Here is a 14,923-nt window from a genome sequence, read left to right as displayed (position 1 = left end):
CGCCACGGCCAAAACTCCGATAAGACGGTGGCTGCCCTTCCCCTCGTAGCCTGGAGCGGAAAGTCGACGCCATACTCGGCGCCCATGTTGGTTACCTCGAACGGCTAGGCGGGCGGCGGCACCGGGGTCAGCGCGTACCGCGGAATCCGCGTAGCGCGGCCTGGGCACCCGCCTGGAAGCGGGTGTGCGCGCCGAGATCCGCCATCAGGGCCGCGATGCGCCGCTGCACCGTACGGTGGCTAAGCCCCAACTGCCGGGCGATGGCCTCGTCGGTGAGTCCGGAGAGCAGGAGCGTGACCAGCCGCTGTTGACCGGTGGCGGCGAAGGACCGGTGTTCCAGCGGCTGCGGGTTGGTGGGCGAGGGCAACTTCAACGCCCGCTGCCACAACCCGTCGAAGAGCTTGATCAACGCGTCAAGCAGCGCCGACGGACGTACGATGATCACCGCATCGCCCTGGCCCGCCGGCCGCCCCGGCACCGGCACGACGGCCAGCCGGTCGTCCACCAGGGAGAGGCGCACCGGCACCTGGGTGAGGACCCGTGTCTGCTGCCCGGCCCGGATCAGGTCCTCCATCACGGTCAGCGAGCCCGGATGGTCCAGGGACGACCGGTCGTAGATCGTCCGGCAGGTCAGGCCACGGCGCAGCAGGTCAGCGGCACCGGTGGCGGCGTCCTCCCCGTCCGGGTACGGCGGCTTGTCCAGCCGGCACACCTCGCGGCGGGCCACCCGGTGGATCTGCGCCAACCGCGAACGCACCGCCGCCTCGCCGGTGACCAGCTCGACCACGGCCGCACCGCGTTCCCGCGGCCGGTCCTGATAGGCCGCGTCGAGCACGGACAGGTGCCGGCGGGCGGCGTTGAGCTGGCCCTCCTGGTCGAGCAGCAGGCTCTGGAACGCCACCGAGGGCGCGACGGCGGCGTACCGGAGCGGCCCGTCAGGTACCACGCTGACCAGGCCCCGGCGTTCCAGCGCCGCGAGCACGTAGTCGATCCGCTCGGCGCCCCGCCGCACCCCGGCCAGTTCCTCCGGCGTGGCGCTGGGCCGGTCGACCAGGAACTCGTAGACGGCCTGCTCGGCCGGAGCCAATCCGAGCACCGCCATCGGGTCGGTGTCATCTCGCGACATCGGTGCCACCACCTCCCCTGGCCGGAGCCACAGCCTCGCCAGGGCCGACCGGATCCGCGGCCACACCGGACCGGGCCGGGCCCGGGGCCGCACCGGACCGCTGCCCGGTGTCCGGGGCCGGCAGGTCATCGGTGGCCAGCCAACCCCGGACGACCGCCTGGAAGCCGGCCTGGAACCGGGTGGCGGCGTCCAGCCGGTCCAGCAACGCGTGCATCCGGTTACGGATCGTCCGGTCGCTGATGTCGAGCTGGCCGGCGATCTCCTGATCGGTCAGCCCTGCCACGAGGAGCGGGAGCAACCGCGCCTCGGCGGCGGACGGACCTGTGGCGGACGGATACGGCTGGCCCGGTCCCGAGCGCAACGGCAGGGCCCGCTCCCAGTAGACCTCGAACAACGCGGAGAGCGCCGACACCAGCACCGGATCGTGGACGATCAGCCGGGACTCCACATCGGCCGGCTGGTGCAGCGGCAGGACCGCCAGTGTGTCGTCGATCAGTGTCATCTTCACCGGGATGTCGGTGAGCCGGGCCTCCTCACCGGCGGCGATGCCGGCTTCCAGGTCGGCTAGCCGGCCGGGCACCTCCAGGCTGCGCCGGTCGTACAGGATCCGGTACCGGATGCCCTGGCGCAGCTGGTCGACCTCCACGTCGTCTAATGCCGCCGGATTGGCCGCCGGGTACGGCGGCCCGTCGCAGGCCCGGATCTGCTTACGCGCGCTGCGCTGGGCCTCCGCGCCCCGACGCACGATCGCGTCCCGGCCGTGGACTACCTCGACCAGCTCGTCCGCCTCCTGGTGGGTGACCTGGTTGAACCGGCTGTCCAGGTCGGCGACGTGCCGGGAGGCGTCGGCCAGCGCCCGGACGTGCGCGCCGATCAGCGCCTCCAGTGCGGCCCCCGGCGGCCGGGCCGACCAGCGTACGGGCTCTCCGGGCAGCCGGGAGACCAGGCCGAGTTCGTGCAGCCGGACCAGCGCCCGGGCGGAGTCCAGACGGCCACCCCGGTCGGACCCGCGACCGAGGCTGTCATCGATCTCCGCTGACGTCATCGCCGACCCGCGCACCAAGTGTTCGTAGATCTCCTGTTCGGCGGAGGTCAGGCCGAGTACCTGCAGCACACTTTGATCTTGCCATGGATCGGCTTCCGGTTTACGTCGCTGACGTGTTTAGGAAGGTCACTGCGGCTTCCGATCGACGACAGCCACTTGCCATGATCTCTATACGGCCAGCTCAACGTCCTACCCGGACCCCGTGACCGCCCGAGCCGGTGCCACCCGCACCTATCCGGGCCCCGTGACCGTCGGCCCGATACCACCCGCCCCTACCCGGCTCCGTGCTCGTCGAAACCGGTGCTGCCCACTCCCCGTTCCCGTCCCGAGTTCCGTTCCCGTCCGGCTTCCGGGCGATCATCTGGAGGAAAACCGATGAGACGACAGTGGTCCGGCAAGGCCCGGACCGGCGCGGCAGCCATCGGCGGCGTCATCGCCGTCGCCCTGGTTAGCCCCACCACCCCTGTCACCGCCGCGCCCCTGCCCGAGACACCCACCGCGTCGCCACGGTCGGAGACCGTGGTCACCCGGCACACCGTCACGCTGCTGACCGGCGACGTGGTGCTGCTGGAGAAGACCGCCGACGGCCGGCAGCTGGCCTCGGTACGGCCACCGACCGACCGGCAGCAGATCTCGTACCAGACCAGGCAGATCGACGGTCACGCGTACGTGATCCCCAGCGACGCGATACCGCTGCTCGCCGACGGCACGCTCGACGAGCGGCTCTTCGACATCACGCAGCTGGTCGAGTACGGCTACGACGACTCACGGCACGCCTCCACGCCACTGATCGTGCAGTACGCACCGAGCCTGTCGGCGAGGGCACGCACGGCGGACCTGCCCGGCACCACCCGCACCTTCACCCTGGAGAGCGTCAACGCGACCGCGGTGCAGGGGAAGAAGGCGGAGGCGAAATCCCTGTGGACCGCGCTGACCGGCACCCCCACCGGGCCGGCCGAGGACGGGGCCGGCGCCGCCTCCCGGGCCCCGGCCAACGCCGCGACCGGCGCAATCGAACGGATCTGGCTGGACGGCCAGGCGAAGGTCAGCCTCGCCGAAAGCGTCCCGCAGATCGGGGCGCCGGAGGCCTGGGCCGGTGGCCATGACGGCACCGGTGTCACGGTCGCCGTGCTGGACACCGGCATCGACACCACCCACCCGGACCTGGCCGGCAAGGTGGTGGCCGCGCAGAACTTCTCCGCCGACAGCGACACGGTCGACCACCACGGCCACGGTACGCACGTGGCGTCGACGGTGGCCGGCACCGGAGCCGCCTCGGGCGGTACGCGCAAGGGCGTGGCGCCGGGGGCCAAGCTGATCAGCGCCAAGGTGCTCGACACCGCCGGCAACGGCTTCGACTCCGGAATCATCGAGGGCATGGAGTGGGCCGCCGCCCAGGGCGCCAAGGTGCTGAACATGAGCCTGGGCACCAACGCGCCCAGCGACGGCAACGACCCGCTGACGCAGGCGGTCGACGCAATCAGCCGGTCCACCGGAGCGCTGTTCGTGATCGCGGCCGGCAACATCGGCCCGGGTGAGTCGACGATCGGCAGCCCGGGCTGGGCCGACGAGGCGCTGACCGTGGGTGCGGTGAACAAGGAGGACGGCCTGGCCTCGTTCTCCAGCCGTGGGCCACGGCTGGGTGACTACGGCATCAAGCCGGACGTCACCGCCCCCGGGGTGGGCATCGTCGCGGCGCGGGCCAGCGGCACCGCCATGGGCACCGTGATCGACGACCAGCACACCCAGGCCAACGGCACGTCGATGGCAAGCCCGCACGTCGCGGGCGCGGCGGCGATCCTGGCCCAGCAGCATCCGGACTACACCAACCGGCAGCTCAAGGACCTGCTGATCTCGACGGCCAAGGCCCAGGACGACACCGTCCACCGGCAGGGCAGCGGCCGGGTCGACCTCGCCCGCGCCCACCGGCAGCCGGTGTACGCCAGCCCGGGAACCCTGAACCTCGGGTACTTCACCTACCCGCACAGCGACCACCAGCCGGTGACCAGAACGGTGACCTACCACAACGACGGCGCGACCGAGCTGACCTTCACGCTGTCCCTGTCGGTCCAGGGCAAGAAGGGTACGCCGGCTCCGGACGGCCTGTTCACCGTCAGCCAGCCGACCGTGACGGTGCCGGCCGGTGGCACGGCGTCGGTCGACGTCACCGTGGCTCCGGCCCGGGGCACGGTCGACCTCTACGGCGGCCACCTGGTCGCCGCCGCCGGTGACACGGTGGTACGCACCTCGGTCGGCGCGTACCTCGAAGAGGAGCTGTACACGATCACCGCTCCGGCGATCGCGCACGACGGCCGGCAGGCCGACGGCATCAGCCAGGTCGAGTTGTGGAGCCCGACCAGGGGATTCGAGACCAAGTACTACCAGGGTGGCACCGTCCCGACGTTCCGGGTGCCGGTCGGCACCTACAGCCTGATGGGCTACATCTTCACGATGGACGCCCCCAACCGCGTCTCCCTCGGTCTGTCAGTGGTCGGCGATCCGCAACTGGAGGTCACCGGGGACACCACGGTCACCCTCGACGCCCGAAAGGCGAAGGAGATAACCGTCAAGACCCCGAAGCCGACCTCGGCCAACGGGCTCCGGTTGAGCTACTACCGCCAGATCGGCGAGGTCTACTTCGACAGCTCGTTCCTCCTGTCGGAGCCCTTCGGCGAGGCGTACGCCGCGCCGACCGAGGCGGTGACCGAGGGCATGTTCGAGTTCGCCAGCAAGTGGAGCCTGATCGCCCCACCGATCACGATGAGCGTCGTCGCACCGGAACGGATCCCGCTCGACCCGCTGTTCATGATCGCCTCGCCACGGGTGGACGGCAGACACCGGGTGCCGGTGGTCCACGCCGGTTTCGGGTCACCGGATGAGTACACCGGGCTCGACGTGCGCGGCAAGCTCGCCCTCGTCCAACGGGGCAACGGCATCAGCTTCGTCGACAAGGTCCGCAACGCGGCGAATGCCGGGGCGGCGGCGGTGATCGTGTTCAACAACGTGCCGGGGCTGCTCTACGCCTCGGCCGGCGAGCCGGGGCAGGTGGCGATCCCGGCGTTCACCCTCGACGAGGAGCCTGGTCTCGATCTGGTCGAGCGGCTCGCCGCCGGCCCGGTGACCATCGAGTACTCCGGCACCGCGCTCAGCGACTACGTCTACGACCTGATGCTGCCGAACAAGCAGCGGATCGCGAGCAACCAGACCTACGTCATCAACGAGCGGAACACGGCACGGATCGACGCGGAGTACCGGGCCAACGGTGACCCCGTTCTCGGCGCCGACCTCCAGCACGCGCTGCGCCCGTACAACAACTTCCTGATGGGCTTCATCCGTGCGCTGCCGCGCCCGCTGAAGCGGACCGAGTGGGTCAGTGCCGACCCGGACATCCGGTGGCAGCACCAGGCCTGGGCCAGCTCCCCGTTCGACGGGGAGTTCACCAGCATCCCGACCTCGTACCGGCCGGGCAGCCGGTCCAGCCAGACCTGGTTCGGGCAGGTACTCCGGCCGGGCTTCCCGGCCGGGCTGACCGGGTGGGAGAACTTCGGTACGCCCGCCTACCGGGAGGGCGACACGTTCAACATCCGGGTCTTCCCGTACGTCGATTCGGCCCAGCACTACGCGTCGGCGTGGGCGGGTGACACCGTCAGCACCAAGCTCTACCGGGGCGACGAGCTGGTGGCCGAGAGCAGCAGCTACCCGGCGGGCACCTTCCCGGCCGCGCCGGGGTCGGCCACCTACCGGCTGACCCTGGAGCAGCAACGCTCCGCCGCGTGGTGGCAGTACTCCACCAACATCAACACCACGTGGACGTTCCGCTCGGCGACTCCCGCCTCGGGCCGGCAGCTACTCCCCCTGCTCCAGGCCGACCACCACGTGGATCTCGACCGTCGGAACCGGACGGCCAAACGGCAGCACAACTTCACCCTCACGGTCGGGCACCAGCCCGGCGTCGACGGCCCGAAGATCAAGACTGTGCAGGGCTGGGCGTCCTTCGACGACGGCGCCACCTGGCAGGCGGTCGACCTCGTCCAACTCGGCAACGGCAAGCACCTGGCCAAGCTGCGGCACCCGGCGCCGGAGAACGTGGAAGCAGTCTCCCTGCGGATCAAGGCCAGCGACACCGCGGGCAACGGCATCGACCAGACGATCATCCGCGCCTACGGTCTCTGACCTGGGCTGACTGACAGAGGGCAAGGGTGGGCCCGGGTCGTCGACCCGGCCCACCCTTGTCTTCCACAACAGCCTGCCTGCCACGGCCGGGGACGTTCCGGTGGTTCGTCGGGCCCGTGAACCGCGTTCGTGTCGCCATGCCCGGCGAACCTCGTACCGTCGGGCCAGGTGAACCTGCGGCGTCCCGCTCTCCACGGCGAAGCGGCACAGCGCGTACACCGGGTCCAACGGATCATTCACCCGGTCCACCGCCCGGTACGGCAAGGTCAGCACGGAGGCTCGCCGGCTGAGCTCACCCCTCGGTTGCGATTGCCGCGATGGCGGCGTGCGGCCGATGAGTGCCTTCGCTGGGTCGCTGCAGGCGCTCAACCTCCGTGAAGCCGGCTCGCGTCAGTCGCTCGGAGAACTCGTCGACGGGCCAGCGATAGGCGGTCACGACCTTGTGGTCGAAGGCGGCGACCTCGTCACCTACGAAGAGACCAAGCACTAACATTCCGGCCGGGGCCATTGCTCGCCGGAACTCAGCGAGCACGCCGTCGAGATTCTGCGGCGAGAGATGGATCAACGAGCCCCAGGCCAGGATGCCGGCGATGGAGTGGTTGGCAACGGCGAGATGCTCCATCGATCCGAGTTGGTAGCTACCGCCCGGGTGGGCCGCCTGCGCATGGGCGATGAACTCGGGGACCATGTCGATTCCCGTTGCGTCGACGCCGAGCGAGCGAAGGTAACCGGTGATATGGCCGGGCCCGCAGCCCAGATCGAGCACCGGGCCAGGTCGGTCCGCCAGATGTCGCCCGATGAAGGCGAGGTCGTCGGCGTGTACCTGCTGGCTTGTACCGAACAGCTCGATGTAGAGCTCTGCGACGGACGCATATGCCTGCCGAACCTGCTCCATGTTCATCACGTGACTTTATGGGCTCTCGGAGTGGCAGAGCAGGCCCGGTACCAGCGCGGGGAAGCACGTCGATTCTTACGGTGCCCGCATCCGGCGATCCGAGCACATGGTCAAATGCGCCCTTCTGCCGCATACCGCTCGCGGTGACTGGCGGCGCCGCAACAACGAGTTCCTGACCTTCCTCAAGCAGGCCGCCAAGGCCCACCCCCGGGTCAACCTGCACGTCGTCTACGACAACCACGCCACCCACAACCACCCGAACGTCAAAGCCTGGCTCGCCAGGCACCCCCGCATCACCCCGTGCTTCACCCCGACCAGCGCGTCCTGAGGCTTGGGGGTGGATCACCAGGAGCTTGAGTTCCGCGACGCGACGGGACGGCTGCCGCGTGGACCGCGACGCTGCCGACCCACGAATTGAACTCCCGCACCGGCGGGTGTTCGACATCGCCGACGAACACGCCGTTGGACCAACCACCCACCGGCGGATCGGCTGCGAGAATCAGGAGATGGGCGACAGTCAGCACAGCGCCAGTCGCGCCTCGGCGGACGCCGACTTCGTGGAGTGGAACTTCTCCATCATGGCGGAGTCCTCCCCGTGGTCGGTGGAGCAGGGGATGACCCAACTGCTCGCCCACCAGAACGCGGAAGGCTTCGAGCGACCCCTGCCCGACGCGGTGCAGGCCGACGCCCGCGTCATCCACGAACTGGGCCGACGGCGCACACCGACCGCCGTCGCGGCGTTACGCGCCTACCAGGCGATGAGCACGGTCGACACCCAACGCGACCTCGCCCGGTCGAACGCCGACCAACTCGTACGACACGGGCTGCCCGAGCCACCCTGGGCTAACACCATCGGCCGGGTACGGGTCGACGGCTGCTGGTGGGCGCACGACCAGTTCGACGAGACCGCCATCGTGCTCTGCGCGTTCTCCTACGACGGCACACACGAACACGCCATCCTGACCATGATCGACCGCGCCCTCGGCAGCGGCCTGTTCAGGGAACTCACCCTCAGCACACAGGTCGGCCCCCTGCTGGACGTCCTGCGCCGCGCCGAGGAAGACCCGGAGGGTCTCGTCCACGAGCCGCTCGACCCCGCGTACGCCCGGCGGCTGATCGAAGACGCCGCCGCCACCTCCGACGAACTGTTCGAAGACCAGCGGTACAAGCCCACACCAAGGCCTGCGGCGTACCGAAAGATGCGTGCGCTGACCCTGGCACGCGCCCGGGTGCTCAGCGACGCCGCCGCCCCACCAGACCCCCTCCCCGACAGCGTCGAACTCGCCCTCCTCAAGCGGTCCTTCCTCGCCTCCGCTGCCGCATCCACACTCCCCGAGACCGACACGACGAGGCAGGCCCTTGACCTGCTCCTCGCACAGATCATCGACCAGACCGCCAGTCACCCCCTCCACCTCGGCCCACGCCGGACCACCGCCGTCCTCGGCCTACCAACCCTCACCACCGACCAGATCCACAACCCAGACATCGGCCAGATCCTCCCCGACGTCGCCGACGCCTGGATCTCCTGGACCGCCACCGAGCGCGGCCTTTCCCGCGACGCCACCGAACGCCTCGAACACGCCACACGGCAAACCCGCACACCAGAACGCTCCACCACCACCGAAGGCAACGAGACAACCTGAGAACACAGCGACGGCATGTCAGCATGTCGGCAATTGGTCAGCGATCTCCGGACTGCCGCCCGTGGGCCCTTCGCCTCGCAGGGGTAATGGCGAGCTGCTCGCCGACTATGCGGCTCGCGCGAAGTAGCACATTAACCCGTACCAGGCTGTCGCAGCCCACGGTCACCCCGACAGCGGCAGCCAGCCGTGCGCCAGCACCCCCCGGGCCAACGCGAGCCCGATCCGGGTGAGCCCCTGGGTGAGGCGGGCATGAGCAGTGGTCAAGCCGTCGACCTGCTCGACAAAGGTACCCGTTGGGCAACTACGGCTACCGGCGGCGGAACCGCCGCACCCGGACCTGGAGCAGTACAGCTACCCACCAACCGTCATGTCGCGTAGTCGCCGCAGATAACGGCCATGAACCCGACTCGACGGCTGCCGGCAGCTACCGCATCGCGCCGTCGCTGACCGGAGCCGGCGGCACAGCACGACGGCGTGCTGGCACTGCTCAACACGGTCGATCAGCAGTGCGGGCAGATGAGGCAGCATCTGCTCCACAAAGAACACGCCGAGCACGATCAAGGGGTGGCGCGTCGAACGGCCGCGACCGTCCACATCACAAGATCGGCGACAGAACCTGAATCGGCGAAGTCGAGCATGCTGAACCCTCAGCTCCTGCCGTCTCGTGTCCAGATCATGACGTCGTTCGCACGGGAATGGTCGCTGCTCCACCGACGGAACAAGCGGACTGTCGTCGTGTCGGAACGGAACCACCGCTCGTACGGCCCCGAGGCTTCGGCTACCACGTGAAGCCCATCGGCCTGGTCGTGCAGCAGCTCTCCGGTGCGGCTGGGCACCCAGTCCTCCAAGAGGCCGCCCCTGGTCGACCAGATGGTGGCCTCCCCACACGTGGGCGAAAACGTCCGAATCATAGCCAAGAACCTGCTCGGACTCACCCACTGGAACCGCGGATCGGAAACCACACCCCCACAGGTGGCCTTGCCCACACCGCGTCGAAATCAAGATCAAGTCATCCGTGGAAGGGGCAAGCTTCATGACGAGCCCTCTCGACCCCGCCGTCGCCGTCGCACTGGAGCAGGCCACAGGGCACGGCCCTCCGTGGACGCACATCGATGGCTTGGGTATACCACCGCTCGGCGAGGGCGAACACGTCGTACTTTGGCGTCGCTTCGGCATCGAGTAGGACGGCCACCACCCGGGCGGCGTAGAAGCCGTCGAAGGCGTACGCGAGCCGTCTGAGCGCGTGGGTGCCCGCCGAGGGTTGTGCGATCCGGCGGCTCGCGTCGGCTACCCGCTGGTGCCAGATCCGGCGGCCTGACGGCGCTCACATCAAGAACAGTCGTCATGGATGAATCGACCATTAATGCCTGAGGTAGGTCTGGCAGGGCGCAGCCGATCGCGACACTCATGTTCGCCCTGCTAGGACCAGCCGAGGGATGCGTCGACGGCCTCCCGAGCTACTGGTGCTTGCTGACGTAGGCGAAGAAGAACAGCATCAGGATCAAACCGAACCAGAAGTTCCAGATCGAGTTCAGGCGGTAGTAGCCGCGTACCGGCTTCCCGCCTCGCTTGTGACGACTGACGAGCGGCATGACGCCTCCGTGATCAGCTCGCTACTGTACGGCACGAATGAATATCACACGGTGCTGACAACATCCCGCGCGTCCGACAGCCGGTAGCACGCGCCGAAGATCCAGCAGCAGGGCTCAGTGGCCAGCTACGGGGTGACCAGGGTCCACGCGCTGACCACGCCCAGCAGCATCAGAGCGGGCACGACCAGCAGCAGCTCGGCCGCCGAGCGGGGTGAGATGACGCTTCGTGGTGACCGCTGGGGTGCGGGCGGAGCGGGAGGTGCGTCGAGGTTAGATGTGCCGGTGATCGTTCATGACGTAGTCCGTGCCTTGCCGGACATCCAGGTGCTTCGCGAGCGGTGTCGCGCGTTGGCGATGCTGGACGCGATCATGAGTCCGGAGTGGGAGTCGCGGTACTACTCGTTTGATTCGCGCTGGGCACCGGATGAGCAGATGGCGTCGATGCGAACTGGGTCCGGCGACGTGTGGTCGATCATGTTCTCGCCGGCCGGTGCGTTCATCCGTGGCTTCGATCACGAGTCGCCGATGAGCTCGGCAGGCAACGATGACGAGCTGTGGCCCGGACTGGTCGACACCGTGCCGGAGGTCTTCTCCGCCTATGTCGACGAACCGGCGTGTAGCGGTCGAGCCTGGCCTGGGGTGGGCCGCGCGGGTCAGGCTCTCGTTTCTCGTGCGCTCGAGGAAACTCGAACCCCTGACCGCTGGCCGTCCGTCGTGTGCGCTGGCGCGCCCCCGCTACAGTGCGGGCACATCGACGGAAAGGAAGCGCGCGAATGCGTCGCAAGCTCGTCCCTGTGGTGGCGCTCTCCATGGCCTGCCTGCTGGCGGTCACCACCGCCTGCTCCACGGGCAACCGGAAGAAGCGGAACCGGTCCGCCGACCGGCCCGCCGGCACCGCCGCGAAGCGGGACGACGTCGACGCCGCACCCGCGACCGCCCGGGCCACCCCGACCCCCCGCCGCACCGGCGACCAGCTCACCTGCCCCGGACTGCGCAACACCCGGATCGGCAGCAGCAGGGTCCGTTACCGCGGGTACGCCGCCCCGATCCGCCTCTCCGCCGGCCGCTGGTCTGACCGGAACGGCACGACCGTGGAGTTGCAGCGGCCGTGCGCCGTCGGCGACCTCGACGGCGACGGTGCGGGCGACGCGATCGGCGTGGTCATGCTCGACGGCGGCGGCACAGGCCGCTTCTTCACCCTCGCCGCCTGGCGCAACGTCAAGGGTGAGCCGGACTACCAGGCCCAGGTCGACCTCGGCGACCGTACGCCGGTGGAGAGCGTCAGCGTACGCGGCGGCAGGGCGACGGTTGTCTACCTGACCCGGCCCGCAGACAGCTCGATGGCGGAGCTGAGCATCCGGCGTACCGCCGTCTACCAGCTCAGGGGCACGACGCTGGCCGAACTGAGCCACACCGACGCCCGGGTGGCCGGAGCGTCCGGCGACGGGGACTCCGCCGACTCCGGCACCGCGCCGGACTCCCCCTACTCCCCCACCCGCACGCGCAGGCCCCGTTCCCGCTGACGTTCCGCCGGTGGTCGTTCCCCCAAGGCCGCGTCGGCCGATCCGTCGGCGCGGGCTCCGGCCGGGACGAGCATGCGCCAGCTCAGCCTGGGACCGGTCGGTGGACCGGTGGCCTCGGTAGCCGTATCGATCCGGTGGACGGGCAATCCTGCTGACTCACCTCGCCGAGGCAGCCCCACCCGGAGGCTGGAGGGCGCTCGAAGTACTGGACCGGCTGCGACGGGATGGCCTCAGTGGTGAACGTGCCGGTGCTCGGGATGCGTTGCTCGTGGAAACCGGCCGTGTCGGTGTAGGAGACGACGATGTGCCACTCGCAGGTGTGGGTGGACACCTGTGGCAGGCGGCCACCGCACGATCTGATGTGGTGTCCGCAACGCACAGACGATCACGCGGTGGCCATCTCGCGTCCACCCCGGTTCACCAGCAAGATCTCAAACGGCGGCTGCCGTACTAGTACCAACGCCGTTCAGTTAGGCGGTTGGTGTGGGCGTCAAGGGTCGGGGATGACGACGTCGATGTTGGTGGTGGCTTGATACAGCAACGGCGGTTGATCTTCGCAAACAACTGGGGACGATCAGCCGCCGATAGAACGCGCGGGGCCGATCGATGTCCCGGACGATCAGCAGGTGCGTGAGCAGCCGCCCCGTCCTCGGGCTCGAAGTAGTCAGGTGTCTCGTCTGCCATCACCGCTCCCCTGGGTAGAAGCATCGGTTACGCGGGTGGCGGGCGGCGAACCGCGGGCGCCGCAACGAACGGCGGACCATACTGGCACGGTGGAGGAGGACCTCGTCGAACTACTGGCCTCGACCGGAGTCACCTGCCGGTTGTTTGTCGAGCAGACGCGAGGCCCATACCACCGAGCTGTGCATCCCGAGCGTCGGGAGATCACCGAGGACCGCGATGGTCTCCCACTGCGCCTCGGACTACGCCTACTGGCGGCGGACGCCACCACCCCCCTCGCGGACGTCCTCGTCGAGGTCTGGCAGGCCGACCACGTAGGCCGATACTCCGGCTTCCAGCCATTTGAAGCGAGGCCGGGACAGGTGGTCACCTCGGAGTCGGTGCCGCACGATGTGATCGCCGCCGGTGAGACGTACCTGCGGGGCAGCCAGCGCACCGACGAGCGCGGGATGTGCGCGTTCAACACGATCTACCCGGGCTGGTACGCCAGCCGCACCGTGCACATCCACCTCATCGCGCACCTCGGCGACCGCTCGGTGACCACGCAGCTCTACTTTCCCGACACGGTCACCGACGAGGCTTTCAGTCGCCCGCCCTATCAGGGCCGGCCGCAGCGCGACACCATCAACGCCACCGACAGCATCTTCGCCGACGGCGGTGAGCAGATGATCCTGGACCTGCGAGGAGATCCGACGACCGGCTACACCGGGGTCCTCTGCGTCGTCCTCGACAGGCAAGCGCGACCTGCCTCGGCTGCGGGTCCTTCGGCGGAAAGCGACGGTTGATCGTGGCCAGCACGGAGCAGATCAGGGCCACCATCGAGGCTCACCTCGCCGCCGTCGGCGCCGCCGACGCTACCGCGCTGGCAGATCTCTACACACCGGATGCCCGCCTGCATGACCCCGCTGGCGGACCCCCAGTCACCGGCCGAGCGGCCATCGAGCAGCACTTTGCCGGCGTGCTCACCGAGCAACGGACAATGGAACTCGTTATGGTGGCGATCGCCGACCACCACGCCGCGTTCCACTTCCGCGCCACACCAGCCGACGGCCCCACCAGAGAGGTCATCGACACCATGACCTTCGACGACCAGGCCATGATCACTTCAATGCAGGCGTACGCGAGCTAAACCACGTACTCAACTTGGCATGTCCGGACACTCCGAGGGCTGCTGCTGGATGGTCACGCTTTGCAGCACTCGGATCGCGGCATGACCGGATGCTCTTGTGCATCCTGCACCGCAACGGCGGGTGTTGTTCCCGGAGCCGAGCCGTGGCAATACCGGTCGCGGAAAGTTGGACTCACCGCGATGATGCCGGTCGTGAGTAGTCGACTGCGGGCGATCGCCCGCGACACGGTGGCCATTGTCGGGCGTGGCGCCTACCGTAGCGCTGACGGCGAGGTGGCCATCGGATCGCAGGTCGCGCGGGCGGTGGCCAGCACCCGGCTATACCTACCCGACGACGCCATGGCGGCGTCCTCGCCAATCGACGCCGCACCCGCCATCGAAGTGACCAACGAATCGACCCTGGAAGCGACCCGCCGGCTCGGCGGCAACCTCGCATGCTTGGTCTTCGCCTCGGCACGCAACCCCGGTGGTGGCTTCCTCAACGGCGCCCAGGCACAGGAGGAGAGCCTGGCCCGCGGTTCAGCGCTGTACCCCTGCCTGCGCGCGGCCGGCGACTTCTACGCCCACCACCGCACCCACCCAGAGCTGACTTACAGCGATCGGGTGATCTACTCGCCGGCCGTGCCGGTGTTCCGCGACGACAAGGGGGCTCTGCTGCCGGCGCCGTACCCGGTGTCGTTTCTGACTGCCGCCGCACCCAATCGCTCGGCGATCGTGCGCAGCCAGCCGCAACATCTGCCCGACCTACCAGTGGTGTTGACCCGCCGGGCGATGCGGATCCTTCAGGTAGCCGCCACCAACGGCCACCGCAGGCTCGTGCTCGGCGCATGGGGCTGCGGCGTGTTCGGCAACGATCCGGTCACCGTCGCCAGCGCGTTCGCCACCGCCCTGCACCACAGCCCCTGGTTCGACACGGTGGTGTTCGCCATCCTGGACCGCCAGCCCGCCACTCCGACCCACGCCGCGTTCGCCGGCGCCCTGCATCATCCGACGCCCGGCCAGCCGCCCCCCACGACACCCTGATGCACCAGCCACCCGAGAACACCACGCACCCCAGGCAGTCGACGCCTTCGGACCCCTACCGCCGTACGCGAAGCCGGTCGACTGACCGCCGGC

The 14,923-nt window shown here is 69.1% G+C and carries 11 protein-coding genes and 2 pseudogenes; 9 read left to right on the top strand and 4 right to left on the bottom strand.

Annotated elements, in window-relative coordinates; all coding sequences use genetic code 11:
* Positions 1-127: 127 nt before the first annotated feature.
* Positions 128-1,126 carry a LuxR family transcriptional regulator gene (locus OOK41_RS14145; RefSeq protein ID WP_266265231.1) on the bottom strand — a complete coding sequence of 333 codons (999 nt, stop codon included), beginning with the start codon at positions 1,124-1,126 and terminating at the stop codon, positions 128-130.
* Positions 1,113-2,240, bottom strand: coding sequence for a LuxR family transcriptional regulator (locus OOK41_RS14140; RefSeq protein WP_266265229.1), 1,128 nt, complete (start codon positions 2,238-2,240; stop codon positions 1,113-1,115). Before OOK41_RS14140 ends, OOK41_RS14145 begins: the two co-directional genes overlap by 14 nt.
* A 306-nt stretch (positions 2,241-2,546) precedes the next feature.
* On the opposite strand from OOK41_RS14140, the gene OOK41_RS14135 reads away from it, so the two are divergent.
* Positions 2,547-6,344, top strand: coding sequence for a S8 family serine peptidase (locus OOK41_RS14135; protein WP_266265227.1), 3,798 nt, complete (start codon positions 2,547-2,549; stop codon positions 6,342-6,344).
* 292 nt (positions 6,345-6,636) lie between these two features.
* Here OOK41_RS14135 and OOK41_RS14130 read toward each other — a convergent pair whose 3' ends face one another.
* The gene (locus tag OOK41_RS14130) at positions 6,637-7,245 is read right to left on the bottom strand and encodes a bifunctional 2-polyprenyl-6-hydroxyphenol methylase/3-demethylubiquinol 3-O-methyltransferase UbiG (RefSeq protein ID WP_266265225.1); all 609 of its coding nucleotides are present in this window, start codon (positions 7,243-7,245) and stop codon (positions 6,637-6,639) included.
* Positions 7,246-7,456: 211 nt separating this feature from the next.
* Between OOK41_RS14130 and OOK41_RS14125 the strand changes: the two are divergent.
* The 3 genes and pseudogenes from OOK41_RS14125 to OOK41_RS14115 all read left to right on the top strand — a co-directional run.
* Positions 7,457-7,564 (top strand): annotated as a pseudogene (locus tag OOK41_RS14125) (IS630 family transposase); the annotation flags it as partial.
* Positions 7,565-7,745: 181 nt separating this feature from the next.
* The gene (locus OOK41_RS14120; protein ID WP_266265223.1) at positions 7,746-8,882 is read left to right on the top strand and encodes a hypothetical protein; all 1,137 of its coding nucleotides are present in this window, start codon (positions 7,746-7,748) and stop codon (positions 8,880-8,882) included.
* 474 nt (positions 8,883-9,356) lie between these two features.
* On the top strand, positions 9,357-9,671 hold the full coding sequence (locus tag OOK41_RS14115; RefSeq protein WP_266265220.1) for a hypothetical protein: 315 nt from the start codon (positions 9,357-9,359) through the stop codon (positions 9,669-9,671).
* 668 nt (positions 9,672-10,339) lie between these two features.
* Here OOK41_RS14115 and OOK41_RS14110 read toward each other — a convergent pair.
* On the bottom strand, positions 10,340-10,474 hold the full coding sequence (locus OOK41_RS14110) for a hypothetical protein (RefSeq protein WP_266265218.1): 135 nt from the start codon (positions 10,472-10,474) through the stop codon (positions 10,340-10,342).
* A 276-nt stretch (positions 10,475-10,750) separates the two neighbouring features.
* Between OOK41_RS14110 and OOK41_RS14105 the strand changes: the two are divergent.
* The 5 genes and pseudogenes from OOK41_RS14105 to OOK41_RS14085 all read left to right on the top strand — a co-directional run.
* Positions 10,751-11,089, top strand: a pseudogene (locus OOK41_RS14105) (hypothetical protein); the annotation flags it as partial.
* A 158-nt stretch (positions 11,090-11,247) separates the two neighbouring features.
* Entirely contained in the window at positions 11,248-11,997 is a 750-nt protein-coding gene (locus tag OOK41_RS14100) for a hypothetical protein (protein ID WP_128763715.1), read from the top strand.
* A gap of 863 nt (positions 11,998-12,860) precedes the next feature.
* Positions 12,861-13,463, top strand: coding sequence for a hypothetical protein (locus OOK41_RS14095; protein WP_266265215.1), 603 nt, complete (start codon positions 12,861-12,863; stop codon positions 13,461-13,463).
* A 2-nt stretch (positions 13,464-13,465) separates the two neighbouring features.
* Positions 13,466-13,807, top strand: a complete 342-nt coding sequence (locus OOK41_RS14090) for a nuclear transport factor 2 family protein (protein WP_266265213.1) — start codon at positions 13,466-13,468, stop codon at positions 13,805-13,807.
* Between the two features lie 192 nt (positions 13,808-13,999).
* Positions 14,000-14,830 carry a TIGR02452 family protein gene (locus OOK41_RS14085; RefSeq protein WP_266265211.1) on the top strand — a complete coding sequence of 277 codons (831 nt, stop codon included), beginning with the start codon at positions 14,000-14,002 and terminating at the stop codon, positions 14,828-14,830.
* The last annotated feature ends 93 nt before the right edge of the window (positions 14,831-14,923 follow it).

The organism is Micromonospora sp. NBC_01655 (assembly GCF_026339755.1).
In the GTDB taxonomy this organism is placed as follows: domain Bacteria; phylum Actinomycetota; class Actinomycetes; order Mycobacteriales; family Micromonosporaceae; genus Micromonospora.
The sequence above is the reverse complement of the archived record's forward strand: the minus strand, read 5'-3'. Positions and strand labels throughout refer to the sequence as shown.

Bases quoted from the DNA above. Each gene is read 5' to 3' on its own strand.
- OOK41_RS14135 (WP_266265227.1), top strand. From the start codon at position 2,547: ATGAGACGACAGTGGTCCGGCAAGGCCCGGACCGGCGCGGCAGCCATC.
- OOK41_RS14130 (WP_266265225.1), bottom strand. From the start codon at position 7,245: ATGAACATGGAGCAGGTTCGGCAGGCATATGCGTCCGTCGCAGAGCTC.
- OOK41_RS14120 (WP_266265223.1), top strand. From the start codon at position 7,746: ATGGGCGACAGTCAGCACAGCGCCAGTCGCGCCTCGGCGGACGCCGAC.
- OOK41_RS14100 (WP_128763715.1), top strand. From the start codon at position 11,248: ATGCGTCGCAAGCTCGTCCCTGTGGTGGCGCTCTCCATGGCCTGCCTG.
- OOK41_RS14145 (WP_266265231.1), bottom strand. From the start codon at position 1,126: ATGTCGCGAGATGACACCGACCCGATGGCGGTGCTCGGATTGGCTCCG.
- OOK41_RS14110 (WP_266265218.1), bottom strand. From the start codon at position 10,474: ATGCCGCTCGTCAGTCGTCACAAGCGAGGCGGGAAGCCGGTACGCGGC.